At 41.5% G+C, this 2638-nt stretch carries 2 protein-coding genes; one reads left to right on the top strand and one right to left on the bottom strand.

Annotated features, from left to right (window positions below):
• Nucleotides 1-127: 127 nt before the first annotated feature.
• Nucleotides 128-1033, bottom strand: a complete 906-nt coding sequence (locus RDS42_RS14020; RefSeq protein ID WP_308784202.1) for a phosphatase PAP2 family protein — start codon at nucleotides 1031-1033, stop codon at nucleotides 128-130.
• 255 nt (nucleotides 1034-1288) lie between these two features.
• Between RDS42_RS14020 and RDS42_RS14015 the strand changes: the two genes are divergently transcribed.
• The gene (locus RDS42_RS14015; protein ID WP_308784201.1) at nucleotides 1289-2395 is read left to right on the top strand and encodes a hypothetical protein; all 1107 of its coding nucleotides are present in this window, start codon (nucleotides 1289-1291) and stop codon (nucleotides 2393-2395) included.
• Nucleotides 2396-2638: the final 243 nt, after the last annotated feature.

The following is a 2638-nucleotide window of genomic DNA, read 5'->3' as shown; positions in this document are numbered from 1 at the left end:
AAAAAGCACTGTCTGGAAGGAAGACCAATTCCGAGACAGTGCTTTTTGATTGCAGGAAAGCTGCATATTCTGTGCTGCCTTCCTGATGTAAAATATGTTCTGCAGAAAATTATCGTTTTTTGTATGATCAGCTGTCAGATTTTTGGGAGTGCTGTTTTTCTTTTCTGTAAAATAAAAACGGGTAAACTGTGATAACCCAGAATACAACAATAAAGTATCTTATAAAAGAGGCAGGAAGACTTTCTCCAATCAGCGGTTTTAGTCCTGTCTGCAGGAGCAGCGTAATAAAAATCCCTATAAGAAAACGTCGGATACGACCGCTGACAGAATCCGGCGCATGAAAAGGAATCCATTTTTCCGTAATATAATATCCTGCAGCAAAGGCAGCACCGGCACCGCAGGCTTTGACACAGTCCTGTGCATAATGAAATTCAATGATGCTGTGTTTATAAAGGGTAAGAGTGTATGCCAGAAGTCCCAGACATACAACAGCCATAAAAACAGATACCAAAGAATTTCTTTTATGGAATATTTCTTTCTTATATAAAAAGTGCCAGCATAGAGATACGCACAGGATACTTACACCAAAGGATACCAGAACATCCTGCGGCGTATGACAGCCAAGATACATTCGAGAAAAACCAACCAGGAAGATAAAAAGAACGCACACCAGTTTCTGGTAATTTTTTTTGAAATAAAATCCTAATGTTCCAAGGAGGGCAGTGATGCTTTGTGTGTGTCCGCTGGGAAAGGAATATCCGGTGGCGCCTGGAACAGCAGATGCAACAGGCTGGAAGGAGGGATCCAGTATCCAAGGACGGGGAACACGGAAAGTGATTTTTAATCCCTGTACAAGAAGACCTGATGTAAAGTACGAAAATCCAAGGCAATAAGCCAGCTTTTTCTGTGAGCACCAAAACAGCCAGCAGATTACTGCTACTACAAAGGTTTCCTGAGCCAGAAGAGTGATCCCCTGGAATACCGCGTCTGCAGCAGGGGTGCGGTATCGGGCAAGAAAATTTAAAAATTCCATAAAGAGACTCCTTTCATTATTTGCATTCCTGAGAAAACCGGATGCATGTTGGAATGGTTTGCGTACTGCAGCAAAACCATTGTATGTATTTTCCTTATGATAACTTAGATTATAAGTTGACCATAGCAAAAAAACAAGGTATAATAACTAGAGTATTTACAGTATTGCTGTTTGCATGATGTCGGTGCAGCCTTGACACAGCGAACAGTAAGCTTATAACACGGTCACCAGAAAAACAGAAGTGAGGGATATACAATGTCAAAATTTTTGAAATTTGTCGTACATTTTGCAATCATATGTACGATCGCAATAGTGCTGGGGCTGGCGCTGCCGCCGTTTTTTGGGGTCACCACAGTGATCGTTGATAAACCGGATAAAGAAACCAATCTGGCAATGGGGTCAGTTACCTATGCGGTTCCTGTAAAGACAGAAGAGGTTAATGCAGGGTCACCTATCATTGTAAGAGATGGAGAAGGTACTTATCGTTATAACCTTATCAGCGTAGACAGAACAGCCAATACAGGTGTTGTGATCGACCCGGAGGCTTCTGCATCGGAGAGCATCAATGTATCTGTGAAAAACTGGGTACCTAAGGTAGTGATCACAGTTCCTTTTGTGGGATATCTTATGGCAGCAACGGAAACTACAGAAGGTCGTATTGCATTGATCCTTCTTGTATTATTCCTGATCATTCTTTATGTTATTGCAGAGCTTTGGAAAAAACCGGAGACCCTTGACGAATATGAGGACCTTCAGGGAGACAGAAGATACCTTAAAACAGAAAAAGAGCTCCGTATGGAAGAGAAAGCCCGAGAGAGACGGATGCAGGAAGAAGACCGAGAGCTTCTTTACGGAGAAAAAACCCGCAGGAAAAAAGCTAAAAAAGAAGAAAAAGAAAGAAGAAAGAAAATTCGTACCGGCGGATTTGTGGATGAGATTTATGAGGATGATCTGGAAGAGGAGCAGCCGGTGCGTCAGACAAGACGTTCTTCAAGAAATAATTCCAATAATATGCAGGCAGCAGCCAGTGAAGCCCATGAGCTTCTGAAAAAAGAAATTGCAGCAGCTACGGCTGAGGAATCAGATGAAGCTGCCGACAGATATTCAGATGAGCTTCCAAGCTATCAGGAGCTTCAGCGTGAGAGACGCTACAGTCCGGTAGAAGAGGAAGAATGGGAAGAGGAAGAGCCTGTAGAGATCAAAAAGATGGCTATGCCGGCATGGTCTGCATCACAGCTTGCAGATAAGGCAAGAAAAGCCGGAGATGCTCCGGACATCGTAAGAGATTCTATTACAAAAGTAACATTATTTGATTACTCTGATATCATCGGCGGTGAAGAGGAAGACATTGAAGAAGAGTAATACATAAAATTTAATAAAACATTTATGTGCAATGCAGAGGAGAAAAGCAGATGAAAGCAGTCCTCTGCATTGTTTTTTTATTTATTAGGAAAGCAGTACATTTTGTACTAACTTTCCTGATAAATAAAATCGCTACCCAAGGGCGCGGTCAGGATCTTTACAGAATACTTCTTCGTACCATATAAACAAAAATCGTCCTTATTATATAGGAAAGAACTCATTTTTTACGCTTCATGAAAAAAA

The organism is uncultured Blautia sp. (assembly GCF_902497045.1).
Lineage (GTDB): Bacteria > Bacillota > Clostridia > Lachnospirales > Lachnospiraceae > Blautia_A.
The sequence above is the reverse complement of the archived record's forward strand: the minus strand, read 5'-3'. Positions and strand labels throughout refer to the sequence as shown.

Excerpts from the sequence above, each read along its gene's own strand:
- RDS42_RS14020 (WP_308784202.1), bottom strand. The coding sequence starts at position 1,033 with ATGGAATTTTTAAATTTTCTTGCCCGATACCGCACCCCTGCTGCAGAC.
- RDS42_RS14015 (WP_308784201.1), top strand. The coding sequence starts at position 1,289 with ATGTCAAAATTTTTGAAATTTGTCGTACATTTTGCAATCATATGTACG.